The following is a 2,215-nucleotide window of genomic DNA, read 5'->3' as shown; positions in this document are numbered from 1 at the left end:
ATGCAAAATACCCATCAAACGCGTGAAACATGTGTTTGATGGGTATTTTGTGTATTTTTATGAATAAATCAGGATAAGTTAGAATTGCTATTTCCAAGGGCAAACCCAATGCCAACAATCGGCGCCATTAAAGGCGAAATCAGCATCGCCCCAATGACAACCGGAGCGGAATTCAGATTGAGACCGATACAAGCGATCATAATTGCGCAGAACAAAATTGCCTGGGTTGGCCAATTGAGATTCAGGTCATCCTGAACGTTTTTACTGAGCGTGCTGGTTGAAATTTGCTGCATAAGAATCGCCTGCCTTCTAATTGATTTATTTCAGAATAACATACTGTTGTGATTGAGATTTGAATAAACTATGAAAAGGGCTGCACACAACTAATTTCACAAGCAGATATCACCTTGGTTATAACCCCCATATGATAATATAAAAGTGAGTACCAAGGGAGAATAGGGGGAGTTGCCTTATGAAATTCAAAAAAATGTTAGCGGTTGCATCGCTATCGTTAATGCCGTTATTATTCTCTTTTATGTCTTCTGCCAACATCGCATCTAATCCATTGACAATCACTGCTCAAGCCAACACGGCAGCCGATCAGCAAGCCATCAATGATTTGATGCCAAATCAAAAACTGCAACAATTAGTTTTGCTTAATATGAAGTACCAAGGGATTGTCAATCAAAATGTCCAAATGACCGACTTTACGCTGGCGACTTTTAAGGATGACTTAGCCCAGCTAACGTCGCTTGATTGGCCGATTGGTACCCAAGAAGAAACTAACGCGTTGGACCCAGTTGATGGGGGTAATGGCGTTATTGGCCCAGCCAACCCCGGTAATTATTCATTAAAGGGGGTTGAGGATGCCACCAATTTAACTAAATTTAGTATCAGTGTGAATTACGGTTACGGTCATCAATTTATGCGTAATGATATCACTGATATTTCTCCATTAAAAAATCTCACCAAGCTTGAATATCTGAATTTAGTGGGGAACCGGGTTGCGGATATTTCACCAATTGCCAAACTACCCAACTTGAAGACGTTGTACATTAACGACAATTGCATTTATAACCTGAATGTGTTGAATGCCAAACAGTATACGGGAGGCTTTAACTACTTGAATCAGGTTGTGGTATTACCCGCTGTTGATCTGTCGAGTAATTCCTATACTTGGGAGGCACCATTTAAGGATGCCTTGCCGCAAAACACCGAGACCAAAACTATTAAGCCATTTCAACCTTATGATCCTAAATGGATTGGTACCGGAACTAAAGCTTCGGGATTCCAGGCTGAGACCACATCACCGTACCAGCACATCCAGGTATTTAGAAGCGGTGTTTTTAACAGGGATGGAACTGAGGGAAGTGCCAAAGTAGTCGGTGATGATATTGACTATCAAGGATTGGCACCCCAGATTCAGCCAAGTGCTGATGACACTGACCCATGGGGAACCACGGCTGCCGTGATTCATAATCCGTATACCTATTATATGATTGCCCAGTATCGTTATTTTCCGGGAGGTGGGACTTACAGCTACCCAGTAATGACGTACTTTAAACCCTATACGATTACCCCATTGGTTGCCAAGCCGGTAACGGTTGACTACGTGGATGAACAAGGCAATACAATTCACGCGGCGCAAACAATTACCGGGTCAATTGATCAGGCCTTTGATCTATCAACCAGTCAGTATCAATTGAGTATCCCTGGTTACACGTTTAAAGCGTACGAACCTGCTCAGACTGGTAAGATTAGCGATCAATCACAGACCTTCAAGTTGGTATATACCAAGAATCCTTCGCCAGTCAATCCAGTTAACCCAGATACACCAACTGAACCAATCGCCCCGAGTCAGCCGGTCATTCCAACCACGCCGACTAAACCGGAGGAAAGTACCACCAGTGAACCAGCTAGCGTTGAGCAGACGGTGGTCTATTCACTGAAGAAGGTTTACCTATATAAGACTGTGAATTTTAAAAAGTCCGAGCGAATCGTTGGTTACGCGAAGAAGCCACGGGTATTTCGACCGATGTTTGTTGTAACTGGGTATCGATATTCTAAGGCGGGCAACTTGCGATATCAAGTTCGCGATGTGAATCACGAAAGTAAGCGTGCTGGCAAAACCGGCTTTATTAGAAGCTGTCCAAGATCTATGATTTTTGATATACTTCTATGTAAAAAGCGAGTTTAAGCTATGAAAAATTATCCC

General features: G+C 42.8%; 2 protein-coding genes. One reads left to right on the top strand and one right to left on the bottom strand.

Translation table 11 applies throughout. From position 1 onward, the window contains the following. Window positions 1-68 precede the first annotated feature (68 nt). Window positions 69-293, bottom strand: coding sequence for a hypothetical protein (locus tag QUF07_RS13710; RefSeq protein WP_502879044.1), 225 nt, complete (start codon window positions 291-293; stop codon window positions 69-71). Window positions 294-472: 179 nt separating this feature from the next. Here QUF07_RS13710 and QUF07_RS13705 point away from each other — a divergent pair, with 179 nt between their 5' ends. Continuing rightward, window positions 473-2,197 (top strand): MucBP domain-containing protein, encoded by a 1,725-nt coding sequence (locus QUF07_RS13705; RefSeq protein WP_289428103.1) that lies wholly within the window; start codon window positions 473-475, stop codon window positions 2,195-2,197. Window positions 2,198-2,215: the final 18 nt, after the last annotated feature.

Source organism: Lentilactobacillus sp. TOM.63, from assembly GCF_030361045.1.
Taxonomy (GTDB): Bacteria; Bacillota; Bacilli; order Lactobacillales; family Lactobacillaceae; genus Lentilactobacillus; species Lentilactobacillus dabitei.
This window is presented reverse-complemented; position numbering and strand designations above follow the sequence as displayed.

What these genes read in the sequence shown, in the direction of transcription:
- QUF07_RS13710 (WP_502879044.1), bottom strand. Translation starts at nt 293, where the DNA reads ATGCAGCAAATTTCAACCAGCACGCTCAGTAAAAACGTTCAGGATGAC.
- QUF07_RS13705 (WP_289428103.1), top strand. Translation starts at nt 473, where the DNA reads ATGAAATTCAAAAAAATGTTAGCGGTTGCATCGCTATCGTTAATGCCG.